The organism is Kitasatospora aureofaciens (assembly GCF_001188955.3).
GTDB classification, from domain to species: Bacteria; Actinomycetota; Actinomycetes; order Streptomycetales; family Streptomycetaceae; genus Kitasatospora; species Kitasatospora aureofaciens.
Genome location: NZ_JPRF03000021.1, coordinates 477,606 through 496,633 on the forward strand (window position 1 = coordinate 477,606; position 19,028 = coordinate 496,633).

The window sequence follows — 19,028 nt, forward strand, 5'->3', positions numbered from 1 at the left end:
GAACCGCTCGGTCGCTCGCGCGTCGCCGGTCAGCGCGTACCGGCGGCACGCGAGTAGTTCCTCGGCGCTGCTGCGCCGATCTCCTCGGCCAGGACGTGCAGAACCTCCTCGGCGTCCCGCTCGGCAACGTCCTCGATCGCCTCGGCAGCCGCCGCCAGGTCCAGCAGCCGGTACGCCGTCGACCGGGAGACCTCGAGTTCCCCGGCCGCGTACGCACCCCACGACGGATAGCCCAAGGCGACCCACACCCGGCGGCGGTACGCGGCGCGCACCCGCTCGGTCAACACCAGGACGGCGCTGCGCACCTGTTCCACCGACTCGCGCAGCGCGCCGGTCAGCCGCCGCGCCTCGGCATCGCTGACCGGGACGGCCGGCTCCTGTGCCACGCGGCCCGGGGTGGCTCGCAGGCGCCTGGCATTGCCGCAGTCGACGGCGAACTCGATCTCGCCTGGCAACCCGCCGCACGTCAGGGCGCCCTAGCTTGACGCCTTAGCACCCTGAGATGTCTTCCTGCGCCCTTGTTCTCCTGGTGGTGGGGGTGGTGCGCTGCTGTCGGGTCGGGTGGCCTGCGGCGCCCCGGGGCCGGAACCGCTCCCGCGGTGAGGGACGCGGGGTGTCGTTGTCGGTGGTGGCTGGCACTGTGGTCCGTGTGATCAACGATCTTGAAAGTGTCGACTGGTCGTCGATGAGCCATGCGTACGGGCCAGCCCACGAGGTGCCGGTTTGGCTGCGGGCGATGGCATCGGCCGACGCCGGGACCCGTGAGAAGGCGTTCGGCGACTACTACGGCGCGGCCCACCACCAAGGGGACGTGTACCCGTGCACCGTGGCGAGCCTGCCGTTCCTGTTCGCCCTGGCCGACGACCCGGCAACCCCTGACCGCGGCGCGGTCGTCCACCTGCTGCTCAGCATCGGGCGCGAGGCCGTCGACTGCGGCGACGACATCATCGTCGCGCCGGACGGCAGCGAGTCGACGGCCGCCGCGGACAGCGTGGCTATGCTGCGCGAGCGCTCCGGCGCCTTCCTCGCCTACGCGCAGGACCCAGACCCGTGGGTGCGCCGGCCGGGCATCGAGGGCCTGGGCCTGTTCGTCGAGGACGCCGACCAGGCGCTCGGGGCGCTGCGCGAGCGGCTGCCTGCCGAGGACGGGACCGTGGAACGGCTGCTCGTCGTCCACACGGCGGCGACCCTGGCACTGCGGCTCCCCGCGGCGCGTACCACCGCGACGGCCTGGCTCGCCGCCCTGGCCGACGACCCGACGGCGGAACCCGACATCCGGCTCGCCGCCCTCGTTCACCACGCCCGCTGCGGGCAGGACCGCGACGACGCCGTGCCGACCGCGATCGCCCTGCTGCGCCGGCTCGCGACCGCACCGGAGCGCAGGAGCGATGAGGACGGATGCCGGTCGGGAACCGGCTCCGGAGCCTGCGCGTGCCGGAACGGGCGTGAGGGCGAGGGCGAGACCGACACGCGGGCCGACGGCGAGACCGACACCGAGGCAGAAGCGGTCGCCCAGGACGGCGTTCCGCCACAGGTCACCGCCGCGTTCGAGGACCTCGACCGGCACGGCCGGCTGCACGCCCCCACCACGACCCTGCTGCGCACCTTCCACACCGTCCTGGACACCCGGGTGCCCGAGCGCACGGCGCTGCTCACCGAACAACTCAGCAGCCCGGACCCGGCCATCCGCTACGATGCGATCCGCATGGCCCAGGACCTCATCACGTCCTGGCGGGGCGAGCATACCGGCCTCGTCCTGCTCCTCGCCGACTGCTTGGCGCCCCAGGACCCGTACACCGCCGCCGCGGCAGCCGAGAGCCTGCGGGTCCTGGGGCCCGCAGGCGAAGCCGCCCGCGAGGCGCTCGCCGCCCTCGTCGCCGCCAACCGCACCACCTACGGGCCGAACGCCTGGGCCGCTACGAAGACGCTTCCGCGACGCGCGCACCAGGAGGCCGTCATGGCCCTGGCCGCCCTCGGTGATCCCCGCGCCGTGCCCTGCCTGCTGACAGCACTGGACGGCGGCACCGACGCCTGGCGCGCGGTGCAGGTCGCCGGCCGGCTGCGCCCGGGAGCCGGTGAGCTGGTGCCGCGACTGTCCCGGCACCTGGCGGACGCCGACATGTCGAATCCGTGGGCCGACATGGGCACAGGCGCCCTGATGTCCGCCTTGGCCGAACTGGGTGACGCGGCCGCCGTTCCCGCGCTCACCGACGCCGTCACCGCCGCCATCCGCCATGACCAACTGCGCCTCGGGGCCTCCGCGCTGAAGGCACTCGCCGCCTTCGGCACCGAGGCCGCGTCCGCCCTGGACGCGGTCCGCCCGCTGGCCGACGCCGCGGACGTGAACCTGCGCGCGGCCGCCACGGCCGCGCTCTGGGCGCTCGAACGCGACCCGGCCGACGTCGTGCCCCGGTTGTGCGACCTGCTCGATACCCACGCGCGCCACGACGCGGCCGACGTCCTTGGTCTGATCGGCCCGTCCGCCGCTGCCGCGCTGCCGCGCCTGCGCACGATGCTGACCGCCGGGTACGAGTGGACCCGCGTCCACGCCGCGACCGCCCTGTGGGACATCGTCGGCGAGGTCGAGGCCGACGTCGTGGTCCGGACGTTGCTGGCCGCCTGGGAGAAGAACGACGCGACGTCCAACCACGTGCTGGCTTGCCTGGATCGGATGGGCTCGGCCGCCGCACCCGCCCTGCCCCGCATCCGGGCGGAACTGGCGCAGGCCCGCCGCAGTGGGCGCTTCGGGCGCGTCGCCAACGACGAGGAACTGCAGCGCACCTGCCGAACCATCCTGGCCCGTCTGTCCTGACTGAACCGAAGTCACTTGTCCTGAACCGTGAGGACAACGATCTCCCGGCGGAGCAGGCACTTCGTGCCGGCTGGTCGGCGCGCGTCCGGGGCCCCGCCGTTGCGGAGAGCGAGCGGCTCGTCTACCAGGTCATCGACCTGAACCCCGGCAACGCCCAGGCCGGCGGCAACGCGACCGCACCGATCAGCGAGCTGATCCGGGTGAACAAGCCGACCACGATCCGGCTGCAGGGCACCCGATCCGACGCGGTCGGAACAGCGCTCGTCGCCCAGATCCACGACGACAACGCCGGCCACACGTCGCTGCGCTTCGACCGGGTCGGCCCCTGAGTTTCGAACGGGCCGTTGGGGGCGGTCCGGTGTGGCCTCGTCGAGACGTGGTGGCGGATGGTGCGGTGGGCGATTGCCAGCCCGCCCGGCCCGAGTTCGCCCGGGAGTTGGGCATCCCGCTCACCACCTTCGCCGAGTGGGCGGATGAGCAGTTGACACCCGTGTCCGGCCAGTGAGCTGAGTCAGAGATCCGGCGGGCGTTGCTTCGGTAGGAGTTGTCCTGGGCCGAAGATCCCGCCGGTGTCGGTCGACCAAGCCCGCTAACGCCTGCTGGACGCGCTGGAGAGCCCGGACACCCGCGAGGCGTACGACGAGCGCCAGAAGGCCCGGGAGACGAAGGCCCGCCAGGTCCACCGCGAGCGATGCGGACCTTGGCCTGCGCCGGCTGCGGGAACGTGCCGAAGCAGGCGAGCAGCTGGGGGTAGGGCCCGGAGGGAGAGCAGGGTGGCCCCGCCGCCCGGGCAGCGGCTGCGGGCCCTGCCACGAGAAGCACCAGGAGCAGCCGGTGGCGGTCCTGCCCTGGCCGGGCGGGGGCGCGGTGGCGTGGCCGGGGCATACGGCGGGGGCGGTGACGGCAGAGCCGGGGGTACGGCGGGCTTCCAGCCGCGGGCTCTGGCCTCGTGCCGCAAGTGTCGAGCGCTGGCCGAAGGGGCGCCGTCCCGGCCGTGCGGGCAGGAACGCCTGCACGACCTGCTCCTCCAGGAAGCCGACGACGGGCCGCTGCGCACGGACCTGCTGGCCGCGCTGCGCCGGGGCGCGCGGATCGCGATCTGGATCACCGGTCCGGCAAAGGACCTCACCCGCTTCCACTCACGGATCGACCGGATGACGGAGGAGGCCGGCCCGGCCGCCGAGGCGCTCGCGGCGGCCAAAAACTCCATCACACTGGCCCGCGTCGAGGACACGGACCGGCAGTACCTCGTGGTCCTGCCGCCCGACGGCCGCGCCCGCTTCGCGCGTGGGGCGGTGGCCGGCTCTCCTGCGGCTTAAGGCCGTTCCTGCCGGCGACGCGACCGCATAGCCCCGGGAGAGGCTGTCCCCAAGCGGGACAGCCTCTCCATCAGCAAGATCTACATCAGACTTCTACGCGTGCGCCGTGGCCCGGTGTGGGAGCTCCGGGCCGGGTGCGGGCGGAGCCCGATCCGAGTCAGGCCGGGGTGTTCGGGACCGGGCGCATCGAGGGACTTCGCGTGCTTGGCCGCATCGACGAAACCGGGTCCGTGGACGGTGAGTTCGAAGTCCTGGTGCGCCTTGGCGTCCGGAGCGAACGGCAGGCGGATCCGCTCGTCCGCGACCAGACGGCGCACCTCGGCCCGGCTCAGGGCGAGGCCGAGCTGGAGCAGCCGCTCCACCCGGACCGGCGCGGGCAGCTCGAAGCGCACCTGCACCGAGAGCGGGTTCGGGTCGTCGAGCGCGTACAGCGGCGTGCGGGTCTCCAGCTCCCACGTCCCGGTCCAGTCGAGCCGGTACCGGTTCTTCGCCGCGAGTGACGCGCTCATCACCAACTCCCGTACCGCTGACGGGTCGTTGTTCTCGTACGCCACCAGTCGGGCCGGCTCCAGCGTCGAGACGTGGACGCGTTCGTGGACGGGCACCTTTGAGGTCCGGTCGCACGTCGCGCAGCTCAGCAGCAGCCAGACGTCGAGCAGCTTGCCGTTCGCGTTGGCGCGGATCTTGCCCGAGGCGCGGTGCCGCATGCCGGGACAGTCCGGGCAGGACCGGACGACGGTGGGCAGGGCGGACTGACGCACGGCCCACAGGGCCTTGCGGTCGGTATTCATGTGTGTTGGACGCTTTCAGGACTCAGCAGGGAGGGCATGCCGAACTCACGCGGCGGCTCCCGCTCTCTGACGGATGCTCACGAGGGGCGCGACCCATCACCCCGGGGCCGGGTCTTCAGGCTCCGAGGTCGATCGCGCGACAGGTACGTACTACGTGGCAGTCATCAAAAGTCCATGCGGGCGATCATGATCGAGACGGTGGCCCGCGGCAACCGAATTTCCCCGTCCTCTTCGCCGGTGGTCGGCATGGCGATCTTCCTCACCCAGTACCTGCAACTGGTGCGCGGCATGATCCCGCTGACGGCCGCGCTGTGGAGCGTGCTGCCGAGCGTGGCGGTCGGCGGGGTGGCTCCGCCGGCCTCCCGCTGGGTCGGCGGGTCGGCAGGGCGCTGGTGATCGCGGGCGGCTTCGCGGTGATGGTGGCCGGGTTCGCGCTGCTGACGGTGGTCGGCGCGCACTCCCAGCTCTCGGTGGTGCTGGTCGCCGCCAGCCTCTACGCCAGCGGCGGGGTCGGGCTGATGTCGCAGGTCAGCGAGGTGGTGATGGCCGCCGCGCCGACCGAGCGGGCCGGCACCCCCTCGGCCCTGCTGGAGTCCGGCACCGAGCTGGGCGGGGCGCTCGGGATGGCGGTGCTGGGCAGCGTGGGCACCGCGCTCTACCGCTCGCGGATCGGCGGGCAGCTGCCGGCCGACCTGCCCGCCACGGCCCGCGGCGCGGTGCGCGACCCGCCCGGCGGCACCGAGGGCGTGCTTGCCCAGCTGCCGGAGGCCGTGCGCGGTCCGGTGCTGGCGGCGGTCCGGGAGGCCTTCTGCGGCGGGATGCGGGCGCGTCCATGACAACGGCGGTGTTGAGACCGGCCGCAGACAGAGCGTGAGGGCCGAAGACCAAGACTCACTTGTTCAAGATCATCCCACTGGCCCTTTGGGCTCATCTTTGCTGGACCCCTGCGGGAGCTGCGCGAGGCCGGCCGCACCGCGATCCCGGCCCAGAGCGAAGGCAGCTCACGGTGATCCCCGGCCCGTGCCGCCCTTGACCCGGTGCAGCCCCGGGATCACGGTCGCACCTCCTCGCGGTCGGCGGCGGTGAGATGGGCGCGCTGGGCGACCAGCCGCTCGCGCAGTTCAGAGCTTGCTCAGCGCCGCCTTGATGAGGCCCGCCGTGCGGCGCGGCTGGGCGATGAAGGCCACATGGGAGCCGTCGACCTCCTCGGTGGTCGCGCCCATCCGCTCGGCCATGAAGCGCTGTGCCTGAGGGGAGAGGGCGTTGTCGTGCCGGGCGATCTGGTACCAGGACGGGACGGTCTTCCAACCGGCCCCGGTGGCCTCCTCAGCGAACGCCGCCGCCGCGATCGGCCGTTGGGCGAGGCTCATGGCCAGGGCCAGCTCGGCGGGAAGGTCGGCGCAGAACTGGTCGGCTGGAGGGTTTCGGACATGGGTTGGACTCCTTAGTACGGTGCCGTAGATCGCTACTGGTGTGACTGGGGTGGCTGAGGAGCCGGCGCGGGAGGTGATGGTCGCCCGCGGGTCTTCCTGTCGCGCCGGGTGAGGCCCGCGCCCAGCCGCCTGACGGCTTACCAGGGCGCTGGGTTCTCGTCGTCGGTGAAGGTGCCGGTCGGTCCGTTGGCGCCGATGGCGGCTCGGTCAATGGAACCGTGGTTGGCGCTGAGATTGATCACGGTGTGGGCTTGGCCGCTGTTTCATAGGCGGTCGCGCGTGAAACACCCGGCCGCACGGCGGCCCACCTGCGGCGGCCCGTGGGGAGGCCGCGCACGAGGCCAGTGATCGTCACTGTGGAGGTTGAAAACACCCGGCAGGCTTCGGGCGGAGTCGGCGCGGCATGGTCTCACCAGGGAATCGGCCCGTCCTCGGTCAGGAAGGCACCCGTCGGGCCGTCCTCGCCCACGGTCGCCAGGTCGACCGCGACGGCCGCGCCCTCCTCCGCCGTGCGTATCCCGCTGTGGCGGTTGAGGTCGGTCGCGCAGTAACCGGGACTCACCGCGTTGACCAGGATCCCTTCACCGCGCAGTTCGTTGGCGTAGAGCACGGTGATCGCGTTCAGCGCGCTCTTCGAGCTGCAGTAAGGGAGGAGGATCGAGGTGTAGGCGGACCACGGGCTGCCCGGGTCGGCCATGTGGGCGAGGGAGCCGAGTTCGCTGGACATGTTGACGATGCGTGCGGCGGCGGAACGGCGGAGCAAGGGAAGCATTGCGTGGGTCACCGCAATGACACCGAACACATTGGTCTCGTAGACCTGCCGGACGGTGGCAGCGGAGACTTCACTCGGTGCTTGCGGTCCGGCGGCGATCCCGGCGTTGTTGACGAGGATGTCGAGGCGGCCGAACGTGGCGTCAATGTGCTGGGCGGCGGTTCGGACCGAGATCTCGTCGGTGACGTCCAACAGAACGAACCGTACGTCGGCGCCCTCGCCCCGAAGCTCCTCGGCCGCAGCCTCGCCACGCTCGGCGCTGCGGGCGCCGATCAGCACGGTAGTGCCGAGGGCTGCGAGCCTGCGCGCCGTTTCCATGCCGATGCCCTTGTTAGCGCCGGTGATCAGAGCAGTCTTCTGCGAAGTCGTCATGGCCCCAGCCTCCCCTCACCCACGGGCGTCAGGGAAAGACCAGAAGACTCTGGATCTATAGTCCACGGATATGAGTGAGCTAGAGGTGCGGGAGCTGAAGTACTTCATCGCGGTCGCCGAGGAACTGAACTTCAGCCGGGCCGCGCAACGCCTGGGGATGGCGCAGCCCCCACTGTCGAAGGCGATCGCTCAGATGGAGTCCCGGGTCGGCGTACGCCTGCTGGAGCGCACCACCCGGCAGGTGAGGCTGACCACGGCCGGTCAGGTGCTGCTCGACCAGGCCCGGATCGCGGTCGACGCGGTGCACGCGGCGGCCCGGCGTGCACGCCGGGCCGGTCAGCCGGCACCCAAGCTCGTCGTGGCGGTCAAGCCGGAAGGCGATGCCGGGCTGCTGCGGGAGGTCCTCGCCGCCTACCGGGGAACGGGTTCGCATCTGCCGCCGCCCGAAGTCGTCGTCGCCGGCAGCGGAGAGCCGATCGCCATGCTGCGGGACGGCCGTGCCGATGTGGCACTGCTGCGCAGCCCGTTCGACGGTCAAGGGCTGGATTCCCAGACGCTCGTGGTCGAGCCGCGACTGGCCGTTCTCCCCGCCGGGCATCCCCTGGCCGGACGTCGGCGACTGCGGCTGGCCGACCTCGAGGGCGAACCGATCCCGCGCTGGAAAGGAGCCGCCCCCTCCAACACCGCCTACTACACAGGATGCGACGGAGCGGAAGCGGGCGATGGCCACATCGGCTCGGCGCAGGCCGACACTCCTGAAGGGCCGCTCGTGGACAGCGTCGAGCAACTCCTGGAGGTGGTCGCGCTGGGCCAGGCGGTGGCATTCCTGTCACTCTCCACCACCAAGCGGCACCAGCGCCCGGACATCGCACACCGGCCGGTTACCGGCCTCAGCCCCAGCGCGGTCATGGTCGCCTGGCCGGAGACCTCGCGATCCGCAGCCGTCGCTGCCTTCGTCCAAGCCGCCCACGACGTCGCCGCCCACCACCCCGACCACATGACCGCACTGGCCTACTGACACCATGCCCGACCCGATCGGCCAGGCCCGGCAGCTGCCGCAGTACTTCGGCGTCCTGCCCGAGTACCGCGGCCTCAGGCCCGGCCGCCGGCTGTGGCGCGCGGCCATGCACTGGGAGCACGCCAACGGCGCCGACTACCAACTGCTGCAGACCACTGCCAGCGGCGCCTCCGACCAGCTGTGCCAGGACCTGGTCGACCAGGACCGCCCTGATCCGTGGGTGCCAAGCGCCGGACCACGGCAGCTGATGGTGTCGATGTACTACCCCGCATGGTCCGGCACCGGCCGGCCCGCGCCCTTCATGACCACCCAGGAGGCGACGGACTTCCTGGCATCGGAGGGCCTCGGCGGCGCGTTCCCGGCCCAGACGCTCGTCGACACCCGCACCTACGCGTACGCCGGCGCCCGCCCGGAACACGGCAAGTACCCGATGGTGGTGCTCTCACCCGGTCTCGAACTGCCGCGCCAGACACTCACCGGCCTCGCCGTGGACCTGGCCAGCCGCGGCTACGTCGTCGCACTCGTCAACCACACCTACGAGGACTCCGGAACTACCTTCCCCGACGGGCGGACGCTCGGCTGCACCACCTGCGGGGACACAGGTCCGGCGCCCGACCAGATGGAGCGGAGCCGGGCCGAGGACGTCTCCTTCGTGCTGGACCAGCTGACCGGCCACCATCCTGCCTGGCAGAAAGCGCAGTTGATCGACCGCAAGCGGATCGGCATGGCCGGGCACTCGCTCGGCGGTGCCGCCGTCGTCCCGACCATGACGGCCGACCAGCGGGTGCGGGCCGGCGCCGACCTGGACGGCAGGCTCTTCGTCCCGGTGCCGTCCGGCGGGCTCGGTGGCCGCCCGGTGCTTCTGCTCGGCAACCCGGAGAACCATGCGGTGGGCGGCGACGAGTCGAGCTGGGCCGCGAACTGGCCCAGTCTCGACGGTCGGAAGCGCTGGCTGACCATCACCGGCTCCAACCACGTCAGCTTCACCGACGTCCCCGTACTCGCCGACGAGGCGGGCATCACCGGTGTGGACGGCTCGATCCCGGCGGTGCGCGCCGAGCGGCTTACCCGCGACTACGTCGCGGCCTTCTTCGACGAGCACCTGAAGGGCATCCCGCAGCCGCTGCTCGACGGTCCCTCGCCGGTCGACCCGGAGGTGGTCTTCCAACAGCAACCCTGAACGCGGACGCTGCCCCGGATGCGCTGGCGAGGAGAGCCCCCGGGCACAGGACTGAGCCCCGCGCCGGTCCGGCAGGTGCTCTCACAAGCCCCCGGCGGCGTACGGCCGTCGCCTGTGGTCAGGGCGAGGTCGGGCGCCAGGCGGCCCAGCCAGGGGTGGTCGGAGCCGGGGCGCATCTCGTAGCGGGTGTCCAGTCCGGTGATGGTCTCGGTGAGAGCGCGGTTGCCCGCAGGGTGGCGGGCGAGCCGGGTGAGGAGGTCGGTGATCGGAGCGAGCCGGTCGTCGGCGTCGCCGAGCAGCACCTGGGCTCGTGTGTTGGTCAGCACGTGCGCACCGGCGGTGTGGCGTTCGGCGTGGTAGCTGGCGAGCAGGTGTGTCGGGGCGGTGCCGCGCACGGTGGCGGCGAGTTTCCAGCCGAGGTTGAACGCGTCGTCCAGGGCGACGTTGACGCCGATCGCCCCGGCCGGCGGGTGGATGTGTGCGGCGTCTCCGGCCAGGATGACCCTGCCTCGGACGTACTCGGACGCCTGCCGGGCTGCGTTGCCGAACCGAGTCAGCCAGCGTGCGGCACGCAACTCGACGTGGCGGCCGAGCGCCTCGTCCACGGCGGTTTGGAGCAGGTCCAGGGTGACCGGGGTGTCTTTGTCCGCAGGCGGTTGCCGGTCGGAGGTGATGATCCTTACGTAGCCGGGGCGGGGGATGGCGACCACGGTCCCGCCGGGGCCGGGGGTCGCGCCGAACGGCAATGCCTCGGGGTCGGCGAGCTCGACGTCGCCGAGCAGGGAGAAGCGGGTCGCCGCGGTACCGGGGAAGTCGATGCCGGCCTGTTTGCGGACGGTGCTGCGGCCGCCGTCGCAGCCGACCACGTACGCGGCCCGGACGCGGTACTCGCGGCCGCCGGTGGTGACGGTGGCGGTGACGGATTCGGAATCCTGTTCCAGGGCGCGCAGTTCGTGTCCGCGCCGGATGTCGGCTCCCAGGTCGAGGGCGTGCGCCTCGAGTATCTCCTCGACCCGGGTCTGCGGGATGCCCAGCGAGTACGGGTGGTCGGTGTGCGTGCCGGCGAGGGTGAGTGTCACCGGCAGGCCGGAGAACGCGGCGTGCGGCACTTGCCAGCCCTCGCCGACGAGCCTCTCGGCGAGGCCGCGCCGCGCCAGCAGGTCCAGGGCGCGGGCGTTGAGGTTGAAGCCCCGGCAGTAGTCCGGCCGCTGCGCGTGGCGTTCGACGACGACCGTGTCGACGCCGGCGAGTCGGAGTTCGCTCGCGAGTAACAGTCCGGCCGGGCCGGCTCCGACGATCAGCACCTCGGTCATCGGGTAGTTCCTTCCGGGGACGTGGGGGCGGACCAGGTCCATCCCTGTTCGGTCTGCTCGACCTTGGGCCAGAAGAGGCTGCCGTCGCGGATCTCGGCGATGGTCCGCCGCGTCCAGGCCAATTCGGCCTCCCAGGCGTGCAGCGCGCACTCGGTTTCGATCATGAACAAGCGGGGGACCTTGCCTGAGCCGACCGTGTCGGCCAGCACCGTGTTCGTCTCCTCGATCCGTTGGGCCAGATGCCCCGCCCGTTCGACCAGTGCCTCCGCCGCCCTGTCCGGACCGAGAGCGCCGAGGTAGGACACCGCGGCCCTGAACTTCGGGTATTCCGCGACGGGCATGCGCAGGAGCTCGTCGATCCAGCGCACGAATTCGCCTTGGCCCAGCTCGGTTGTCGCGTACACGGTTCGTTCCGGCCGCCTGCCATCGCGCGCCGTCTCCACCGGCTCGATCCAGCCATGCCGAACCAACGCCTCGACCGTGTCGTACAGGGACCCGGAGTTGACCTTGAAGCTGCTGTCCTTGTGCCGCTCCCGCAGGGTGGCCGCCATCTCGTACGGGTGCATCGGCTGTTCTCGGAGCAGGCCCAGCACGGCCAGCGCCAGTGTGTTGGAGATCTTCCGCTGCGCCATCCACATCACCGACCCCTAATAGTAGGAACCGACTATACGGTACCGGCTACTGGAGGCAAGCACCTGTGGATTCACGAGCAGATCGACGGCGAACGGAGATCTCCCACAAACGCCGCGCTGGCTGACCATCTGACCGCCCACGGCCTGGTCCTGGAGATGCTGGCCGGCCCTGCGTGGCATCTACGACCCGTCCGGCCCCGGCCGGATTCTCTTCGGGTTCTTCGCCGCGACGGCCGAGACGGAGCGCGAGAGCATCCGCGAAGCCACCCTTGAAGGGCTCATGCCGCGCCCGCAAGGGCAAGCACGGCGGCCGGCCGCCGGTCATCACCGACGACATGCTGCACACCGTGCTGCGGCGCCGGGCGGCCGGCGAGTCCGTCGAGCAGATTCGCCCCGACCTGATCATCCCCACTGGCAAGCGCAAGGGCCAGAACCCCGGCCTGGCCAGCATCTACCGGGCGCTGGCCGAGCACGAGAAGCGCCAGGCGTACCCCGAAGCCGTCGCCCAGGCCGAAGCCGAGCTCGCGGCTCTCCGAACCGGCTGACGGCGGATCGGCCTACAAGATCATCTCAATGTGGGTTTTGCAGGCACCTTGGCCGGACCCCAGGAAGAGGCCATGCCCGCGATCGACGAGCTCCGGCTGACCCCCGTCTGCGCTGGGAGGGCAGGTGCTCCCGGTAGGCCAGCGCGCAGTACACCGGCTGGCCCCCGCACGAGCGGGGGTCAGCCGCGCTGAGCGGACCAGCCCGCCGATCCTGAGACGTAGTTCGGGCTCCTTAGCGGGTTTTCTCCAATCGCTCCGCCGATGTGGCGGTGACCCAGGTGGCACCTAGTAACGTTACTAAGTGCCCTGGACCCCGCTCATACCGCCGCGTGCCAGGGCCGGCTCAGCACTCCGGCCGTGACAGCCGGACCACAGCCGACCCATACCAACTGTCACTGGTCCGTTCCGAGGACTGAGATCCGGACAGGAGAGCAGCAGGTGAGCACGGCGCATGCCAGCCCGGGTGACTACAGCCAAGTGCCCAATCCAGAGCAGGCACTGAAGTACGCGATTCAGCATATTGCGGGTGACCGCGTCGAGATCGTCGAGGGAGTCATTACCCCCGTGTCACCGTCCTGGGCCCACGAGACCGCCGTAGATCTGATCCGCGAACAGATCGGGCCCCGTATGCGCGAACTCGGCCTGCGCGCTGGCTCCGGAAACCTCGACCTACCCGGCACAGAGAACTTTTACGTGCCCGACCTTGCTGTCGTACCCGCCGAGCTCGCGAAGACCGAAGGAGCCCTCCTACCCGACCAGACCGTACTCGTCGTCGAGGTGACCTCGCCGTCGAACGGCGACACCGACCGAACCTCCAAGCGCCGGCGCTACTCACAGTTCGGCGCTCCCGTGTACCTCCTGGTCGACCGACAGGAACGCACCTGCACCCTCTTCTCCCAGCCGGGTCAGCTCGGCTACACCCGGGTCGAAGGCCCCCACCCCTTCGGTACGCCACTGCAGCTGCCGTCACCGTTCAACCTCGAACTCGATACAGCAGGTTTCTGAGCACCCGCGAGGGCAGGCTCGAGGAGCCTGCATTTAGGGCAGAACACCAAAGGCTTAGCCTCCGCATGGGGGCAGCGGGCAGGGTTGAGCATGAGTTCGGCGGCGACGTCGGTCACCTCCCGCTCCCGTGGGTCGATGTCTCAGCCGGGGGGGGTGGCGCAACCCGGGAGGCGAGAGAGATCCCCGCGAGCGCAGGGCCGACAGCTCCAGGGTCGACCAGGACGCCGGCCCCGCGTGCGCGGGGGCCGACGTCCTGGGCCTGATGAGGTGCGGGAAGATCTGGGAGCAACCCCCGCGAGCGCGGGGGCCGGCGACCGCCTGTAGGGCCTTCCGCAGCTCGAACCGGAACCACCCTCGCGTGCGCGGGGATAGCTCGACGATGTGGGGCCAGGTAGCCGACCGCAAGACGTCGGCCCCGCGCTCGCGGGGGTGCTCCCCGTTCCAGACGGCCGGGCAGGACGTCGCGTTGTCGGCCCCGCGCTCGCGGGGGCTGACTGCGTGCGCCGCCCGCTCGGATCCTGACAATTCCCAGCACGGAGAGCAACCGAGACGTCACACTGGCAGGATGGCTGATGAGAATATCCAGAGGTCTGGCCGAACCGGGCGGCGTGTAAAGCCAGTTCCCAGAGTGCTGGCGATGTTGGGCACCATAGTGTCCGAATCGCGAAGTTCGCGGAAGCGTTTGCCGAACGGTCACTGTGACCGTTCGGCAAACGGAACTGCGGGGGCGTGTGGAGCGGGCGGGACGTTCCCCACCGGGAACCCGACCCGGAGTCCGGGCGGGGAAGGTCGGTGGACCGGACCACCCTGATCATTCCTCACGGTGGTGGCCACTAACAGGGCCCAGAACCCACCCCACCTGCAACCAAGCTACCGGCTCTGCTTGCGCGCGTCTGAGCACTGGCTGCGCCAGGCCGCCGTGGGCGACGAGACCTCGGCCAGGACCAACACCCCGAGCCCGCCCCGTTCTGCGCCCCCGAGTCGGCACTGCGCCAGGCGCTGGCCGACCGGTCCATCGAGCGGTGTGGCGAGTACTGCCCACCAACTACCTGGCCGAGCACCGCGCGCTGTTGGCGGCTCAGTTGGCCGGGCCGCACACCTCTGCACTGAACGGCCCCCACAAACACGCCTCCAGGGTTATACCCGGGCCGTCGTACTCCCACGGCGACTGGCTGGGGCTGGTGGTCGGGCCGTACACCCACCCGCCGGTGTTCACGTTCTTGATGCCGAACTCACAGCCATTGGGGGCGGCGGTCGGATCGATCGCCATGTGGTCGTGGCCACTCTGGAGTTCGACCTTCTCCAACGCGGTGCAGCCGCCGCTGCGGATATACCAGGAGCCCTCGGCGGCCTGCGCCGAGGTCGCGCTCCCCACTCCGATCACGCCCATCGCCACCACGGCGAGCGCGGCGGCCGAGGCACGCTTCCTGGTCCTGGTGAATCGCATGGAGTCCTCCGGTTCGTCGGTCCCGCCCCGAGCCGGCGCCGGGGCGCACCCGAAGCTCAGCAGCCGACAGCACGGGACGCAACTGATCGAGCAGAATCTGGACACCCCCGGACGCCGCTGGACGGCACCGGCCCCCGCGTGACCACTCCGAGACCAAATCCGCTGGTCTGGGCCGGGTCGGTGACAGCTCTTGCATCTTCGACGCGAGGCCTGTCGGGCTCACGTCTCGGGGCTGTCTTGGGGGAAGCCGGAGCGCTGCAGCGTCTCCATCAGGTGGGCCGCGTGTTCCGGGATGCTGCTGTCGGGGGGTTCAGAAACAGGTAATGAGGCCGGATCAGAGCACGGCGACCGGGCGCAGCGGGGCCTGCTCGGCGCCGGGTCGGCCGGGCAGCCGGTTCTCGTGGGGCTCGATCGTACGGATGCGGCCGTCGGTGTCGGGCAGCCACACCTCGACGCAGGTGCCGGCGGCGGCGCGGCCGCGCCCGCTCGCCTCGACTTTCACCTGACGATCGACAAGAGGCCGTACCCGTCGCCGAGGCCGAACCACTGTCCGGCTGTGACGGCCAGCCGCAGCTGCGAGCCACGCGTCCATGAGGTTCGCGATGCCCCGGGCGGCCGCGGACATGGGTCCCCGGGAAGACGAGCGGCGCCTGCGGCACCAGGTCGGCGTTCTTACCGCGTCGGCGGAGGAGCTGGAGCCGGGCTATCCGTGCCCGCGCTGCGGGAACGTCACGGTGCACTTCCGAGGCGATCCGCCCGGGCGGGACTGGTGCACGCTCTGTGACTGGGACCCGCCGCCTGAGGAGGACTGACCGGTGATCTTCCCGGGACAGGAGCAGTGCGAGCTGGGGAGCGGGCCGTTTCGGGGTAGGCATGGAGTGAGTGGTGCACCGCACCGACCCGAAGCTCGACGGCCGGCGGCTGGTGGTGGCGTGCGGCCGCGAGCACGGGCGGCAGTTGGTCGACCAGTACCGGGGCAGGCCGGTCGTGGAGCCCGAGCAGTGGGCGGCCAAGATCATGCGGGCACTCGACCAGCACTCGGAGGGGCTGAGCGAGACCGAGCTGGCGGAGGCGACCGGGCTGACGCCGGCCGAGATCGAGATCGGTGTGCGCTGGCAGGCGATGGCCGCCGTGGACTGGCACGCGCGGTTCGGCGCAGTCGGTCTCCAGGAACCGGCGGGTGCGGGCGTCCTTCTCCGCCCGTAGCGCCTCGGCGATCTGCGGATGCTGTTCGTCGAGGCGGCTCGTCTCTGCCGACCGGGCATCTCAGAAGAGCGGCCAGTCGGCACCAGGCGGAGGCGTAGGACGTAGCCGCTTGCGCTTCTCGCCGCGTACGTCAACAGGCCAGCGGCCGTCGATGACGATGGCTGCCTCCCTGCATTCTGGGCACGCGTCGTCCCAATCGGGGCCCCACGGGTAGGGAGAGGGAACCACGCCCTCCTGCTGCATACCGCACAAGGTTGCACCGAAGTGGCCGTATGCATGGGAGACGCCAGCGGGCGGTTCTGCGGCATCGGTGCGCTCCCACCGCATGTGCACGGGTTCGTACCACGACCGGCCGACCAAGCCCGGATGAGCACCCAGCTCGGTCCATGCGTAGCACCAGGGGCAGACCCACGCCTCCCTCACCCGCGAGTCCGCTCTTGGCACTTGTCGCATCTCATGCCCGCACACGTCACACGTCACGGGCCGATCCTTCCACCCGCCACTGACCACGCCGCCCCTGCATAGCTGCAGCGGAACCAACCCACCGAAGGATCAAGGACCGCATTTCGTTAGGAGTTCCAAATCAGACAGGCGAAGGCCGTACACCGGAAATCCCGACGGTGAGGTCAGAGAACTGCGGCCAGCGGACCCGCTGGGATCCCCAGGCGCCACCCCTTGTCTGCCCCCATCGGGACCAACCCCGGCAGCAGCCCGGCTGCCACCCGGCCACACTGGAAGGGACCGGTCCGCGCCCGGAGCGCCCGGACCCCCGAGCGGGCAGCGGACCGGTTCCCCTTTCTGCTCGCCGAGCCGTGCCCCGGGACACGTCGCTGGCGGGAAGTCACGGGTGCGGCGTGTCGGAGGGGTGGTCGGTGCTGTTCGTACGGAAGCTGCTGAAGGTCCTGCCCGACCGTGGAACGCTCCCGCGCCCCCGCGCGGGGGAGACGGGGCGCGTGATCGCCTGGTCGCTCGTCGCGCCCCTCGCCCTCTAAGCCACTTTCGCGTTCCCGGTCATGATCGCAAGTGAAACGCGCAGGTTAGAAGGGCTGGCGCATGATGGTGAGCACGGTCGCGAGGCCTTCCAGGAGGCCGTATCCCTGTCGGATCAGTACCTCTCCGATGACGGTGGGGTCGTCCTCCTGGCCGTAGTCGGTGCGCAGGATGCGCCACCGCTTGCTGACTGGGTCGTTGTCGGCGTCCGGGTCGTGGCCCAGGGCCTGAAGGAGTTCCTCCCACCGTTGTACGACGTCGCCGTCGCTCTGGCCGGGCCCGGGTCGCATCAGCTCCTCGACTTGGGCCCGTCGCACATGCGGGACCTGGGGGCCGCAGCCGTCGGCGAGGAGGTAGAAGGCGGTGGCGAGTCCGGCCGCGCCGTCGGCGATCTTGCCGCGGAAGGGGTCGCCTTCCATGCCGAAGCGGTCGTCGCCGACGACGGGGGCGAGCAGGTCGCGCGTTCGCGTCCACGCGGCCTGCCAGCCCTGTGGCCCTGCGTGGCCCTGCCACAGCCACGAGCGCTCCTCCAGGATGGTTCCGTCGGCGCGCTCGTACTGCCCCGGCGGTTGCCGCGGTCGTCGGGGCTGTTGCGAGGAGAGGATGCGGTGTAGGGCGTCGAGCAGTTCCGTGTCGTCGGCGGGCGGGTTCGGCGCCTGCCAGGCGATATGGGTGTCCGGACGGACGAGGACGGCTGCGGTCGCGGGGAGGTTGAACGCGGTGGTCCAGGCCCCGTCGTCCCACGCGCTCGCGGTGGCGGGGTCCGCCAGCGACCGCAGGGCGACGGGCAGGCCGGCTGCTCTGGCGGTGTCCACCTGCCGTTGCCAGGCGGTGTCGCCGGTGTGGGTGAGCAGGGTGAAGCCGCGGTCGGTGAGATCCAGCGTGGACGCGATGGGGGCCGCGTCCGGGAGCCGAAGATGGGGGAGGCGGGCACCCGGCCCACCGCCGGGGTGCTCGCGCTCCGGGTCCAGCGGCGGGCGTGGGGGTTCACCGGTGTCGGCGATGACGGCGGTGGAGCGATATGCGGCGGTGAGCAGCAGCTCGTCGTCGATCCGGTAACCGGTGCGGGCGCGGGAGTTGGCGAGGGACAGGTCGATGACCTGGCGGGCGACGGGGCGGCGTTCACTCTCGTAGGTGTCCAGCAGCGCCTGGCCGGCTGTGCCGGCGGTGACGGCGGCGAGCTTCCAGGCGAGGTTGTCCGCGTCGCCGATGCCGGTGTTCATGCCGTGCCCGCCGGTCGGGGGGATCACATGGGCCGCGTCGCCCGCTATCAGCACCCGTGACCTGCGGTAGGTTTCGGCGAGTTGGGCGTCCATCCGCCAGGTCATGGTGTCCTGGACGGTTACCTCCAGGTTCGGCAGGCCGGCCGCCTCCCGGACGAGCTGGGCCAACTGCAGCTGGTCGCTCATGAGGTCGGCGATGTCGTCGCGCTGCGGGTCGAACGGGTGCTGGTAGATCCAGTGCCGGTCGTTGTCCACGGCCAGGAAGCCGCCTCGGCCCGGCTCGGTGAGGAAGTACGAGGCGCTGGCGCGCTCGGCCACCACGTCACCGAGCGGCGCCTCGAAGCGGATGCTGAGGAAGTGGCCCAGGCCCGTCGGTCCTTCCATCGCGATCCCGGCACCGGAGCGCACGCCGCTGGATGCGCCGTCGCAGCCGACCAGCCAGTCGGCACGGACCGCGTGCCGCTGGCCGGTGTTCGTCTCTTCCACCACCGCGTGCACGCCGTCGCCGTCCTGGGAGAAGGAGAGCAGTCGGGTCGCGAATCGCACGCCGTCCGGGGCGAGTTGACGGGCTCGTCGCAGCAGCAGCGCCTCCAGGGCGTTCTGGGGACAGATCAGTCCCGGTGACGGGGTGCGCTCGGCGCCCTGCGCCGGGCCGTCCGGCAGCCCGGTGCGGACGAAGTCCGGGTCGACGAGGCTGCGGCCCCGGTAGAAGAAGATCTGCGAGGCCGGGAGCCCGGCCCGCCGGATGTCCGCCTCCAAACCGCACCGCCGGAAGATCTCCATCGAACGCGCCGACACGCCCCGGGCCTTGGGATGGTGCGAGGTGCCCGGATGTGCCTCGACGAGCAGATGCCGCACGCCGTGCTCGGACAACAGGACCGACAACGTCAGGCCGACCGGACCTGCGCCGACGATCAGAACCGACGTCGATGCCGGAAATCGCATACCACCCCTCCGTAACGTCAAAGAC

Annotated in this window: 19 protein-coding genes; 10 read left to right on the plus strand and 9 right to left on the minus strand. The window is 71.1% G+C overall.

What is annotated here, in order from left to right; genetic code table 11:
* Positions 1-29 precede the first annotated feature (29 nt).
* Positions 30-386: a hypothetical protein gene (locus tag HS99_RS14785; protein ID WP_141763726.1), complete on the minus strand. Its 357-nt coding sequence runs from the start codon at positions 384-386 to the stop codon at positions 30-32.
* A gap of 350 nt (positions 387-736) precedes the next feature.
* On the opposite strand from HS99_RS14785, the gene HS99_RS44875 reads away from it, so the two are divergent.
* The 3 genes from HS99_RS44875 (at position 737) to HS99_RS14795 (ending at position 4,131) form a co-directional block, all read left to right on the plus strand.
* Complete coding sequence (locus HS99_RS44875) at positions 737-2,812, plus strand: hypothetical protein (RefSeq protein WP_078939061.1); 2,076 nt, start codon at positions 737-739, stop codon at positions 2,810-2,812.
* Between the two features lie 200 nt (positions 2,813-3,012).
* A complete protein-coding gene (locus tag HS99_RS47790) occupies positions 3,013-3,141 on the plus strand; it encodes a hypothetical protein (RefSeq protein WP_267885567.1) in 129 nt (42 codons plus the stop codon).
* 543 nt (positions 3,142-3,684) lie between these two features.
* Complete coding sequence (locus HS99_RS14795) at positions 3,685-4,131, plus strand: hypothetical protein (RefSeq protein WP_030555095.1); 447 nt, start codon at positions 3,685-3,687, stop codon at positions 4,129-4,131.
* An 80-nt stretch (positions 4,132-4,211) separates the two neighbouring features.
* Here the strand turns inward: HS99_RS14795 and HS99_RS14800 are convergent, their stop codons facing one another.
* Positions 4,212-4,922, minus strand: coding sequence for a DUF1062 domain-containing protein (locus tag HS99_RS14800; RefSeq protein ID WP_078938426.1), 711 nt, complete (start codon positions 4,920-4,922; stop codon positions 4,212-4,214).
* A gap of 174 nt (positions 4,923-5,096) precedes the next feature.
* Between HS99_RS14800 and HS99_RS44065 the strand changes: the two genes are divergently transcribed.
* Together HS99_RS44065 and HS99_RS14805 are read left to right on the plus strand one after the other, a co-directional pair.
* The gene (locus HS99_RS44065) at positions 5,097-5,318 is read left to right on the plus strand and encodes a hypothetical protein (protein WP_141763727.1); all 222 of its coding nucleotides are present in this window, start codon (positions 5,097-5,099) and stop codon (positions 5,316-5,318) included.
* Positions 5,315-5,758, plus strand: coding sequence for an MFS transporter (locus tag HS99_RS14805; protein WP_030555091.1), 444 nt, complete (start codon positions 5,315-5,317; stop codon positions 5,756-5,758). The genes HS99_RS44065 and HS99_RS14805 overlap by 4 nt, the downstream gene beginning before the upstream one ends.
* A gap of 285 nt (positions 5,759-6,043) precedes the next feature.
* Here the strand turns inward: HS99_RS14805 and HS99_RS48405 are convergent, their stop codons facing one another.
* Positions 6,044-6,499, minus strand: coding sequence for an alpha/beta fold hydrolase (locus tag HS99_RS48405; protein ID WP_347337775.1), 456 nt, complete (start codon positions 6,497-6,499; stop codon positions 6,044-6,046).
* 265 nt (positions 6,500-6,764) lie between these two features.
* A complete protein-coding gene (locus HS99_RS14815) occupies positions 6,765-7,499 on the minus strand; it encodes an SDR family oxidoreductase (RefSeq protein WP_030555087.1) in 735 nt (244 codons plus the stop codon).
* Positions 7,500-7,569: 70 nt separating this feature from the next.
* Here HS99_RS14815 and HS99_RS14820 point away from each other — a divergent pair, with 70 nt between their 5' ends.
* On the plus strand, positions 7,570-8,517 hold the full coding sequence (locus tag HS99_RS14820) for a LysR family transcriptional regulator (protein ID WP_030555085.1): 948 nt from the start codon (positions 7,570-7,572) through the stop codon (positions 8,515-8,517).
* A gap of 4 nt (positions 8,518-8,521) precedes the next feature.
* Positions 8,522-9,697 carry an alpha/beta hydrolase gene (locus HS99_RS14825; protein ID WP_063737853.1) on the plus strand — a complete coding sequence of 392 codons (1,176 nt, stop codon included), beginning with the start codon at positions 8,522-8,524 and terminating at the stop codon, positions 9,695-9,697.
* Here HS99_RS14825 and HS99_RS14830 read toward each other — a convergent pair.
* Positions 9,592-11,010, minus strand: coding sequence for an FAD-dependent monooxygenase (locus HS99_RS14830; RefSeq protein WP_078938428.1), 1,419 nt, complete (start codon positions 11,008-11,010; stop codon positions 9,592-9,594). The genes HS99_RS14825 and HS99_RS14830 overlap by 106 nt on opposite strands.
* Positions 11,007-11,642, minus strand: a complete 636-nt coding sequence (locus HS99_RS14835) for a PadR family transcriptional regulator (protein ID WP_030555077.1) — start codon at positions 11,640-11,642, stop codon at positions 11,007-11,009. The genes HS99_RS14830 and HS99_RS14835 overlap by 4 nt, the downstream gene beginning before the upstream one ends.
* 269 nt (positions 11,643-11,911) lie before the next feature.
* On the opposite strand from HS99_RS14835, the gene HS99_RS46635 reads away from it, so the two are divergent.
* On the plus strand, positions 11,912-12,187 hold the full coding sequence (locus HS99_RS46635) for a helix-turn-helix domain-containing protein (protein WP_232543234.1): 276 nt from the start codon (positions 11,912-11,914) through the stop codon (positions 12,185-12,187).
* A 438-nt stretch (positions 12,188-12,625) separates the two neighbouring features.
* On the plus strand, positions 12,626-13,192 hold the full coding sequence (locus HS99_RS14845; protein ID WP_030555075.1) for a Uma2 family endonuclease: 567 nt from the start codon (positions 12,626-12,628) through the stop codon (positions 13,190-13,192).
* A 1,078-nt stretch (positions 13,193-14,270) separates the two neighbouring features.
* On the opposite strand, the gene HS99_RS14850 is transcribed toward HS99_RS14845, so the two are convergent.
* Positions 14,271-14,639, minus strand: coding sequence for a hypothetical protein (locus HS99_RS14850; protein WP_030555073.1), 369 nt, complete (start codon positions 14,637-14,639; stop codon positions 14,271-14,273).
* A gap of 334 nt (positions 14,640-14,973) precedes the next feature.
* Positions 14,974-15,141 (minus strand): hypothetical protein, encoded by a 168-nt coding sequence (locus HS99_RS44880; RefSeq protein WP_157881751.1) that lies wholly within the window; start codon positions 15,139-15,141, stop codon positions 14,974-14,976.
* A gap of 383 nt (positions 15,142-15,524) precedes the next feature.
* Between HS99_RS44880 and HS99_RS14860 the strand changes: the two genes are divergently transcribed.
* Complete coding sequence (locus tag HS99_RS14860) at positions 15,525-15,845, plus strand: hypothetical protein (RefSeq protein WP_043481035.1); 321 nt, start codon at positions 15,525-15,527, stop codon at positions 15,843-15,845.
* Positions 15,846-16,882: 1,037 nt separating this feature from the next.
* Here the strand turns inward: HS99_RS14860 and HS99_RS14865 are convergent.
* The gene (locus tag HS99_RS14865; protein WP_050366189.1) at positions 16,883-19,003 is read right to left on the minus strand and encodes an FAD-dependent monooxygenase; all 2,121 of its coding nucleotides are present in this window, start codon (positions 19,001-19,003) and stop codon (positions 16,883-16,885) included.
* Positions 19,004-19,028 lie beyond the last annotated feature (25 nt).